We start from the raw sequence: 255 nt of genomic DNA on the forward strand, positions 1-255 counted from the left end.
GACCTCGAGCAAGAAGAACCGAGCGGGCGGAAGTAGATTGGCTCGAAAACTTGAAAGACCGCAGCTTTCGCAGAGCAGCGGAAGTGGTAAGGACAAGTCCCGGCACCCTGCGCCGGCTGCTTCTAAAACAAGTGACCAATCAGGTGAACATCGAGGAGGCCCTTAAAGATCTACCGGCTTTTGCTTTAAGCATAGACGAGCACAGTTTCAGGGGTCAGGACATGATGATCACCGTTACCTGCGTGTGGCCCGAGC

General features: G+C 54.5%; 1 protein-coding gene. It reads left to right on the forward strand.

The genetic code is table 11. The features are described 5' to 3' along the window. The coding region (locus DXX99_RS11630) for a hypothetical protein (RefSeq protein WP_165847854.1) at positions 1 to 255 on the forward strand (255 nt) is incomplete at both ends.

The sequence above is a fragment of the Ammonifex thiophilus genome (assembly GCF_003368535.1).
GTDB lineage: Bacteria > Bacillota > Desulfotomaculia > Desulfotomaculales > Ammonificaceae > Ammonifex > Ammonifex thiophilus.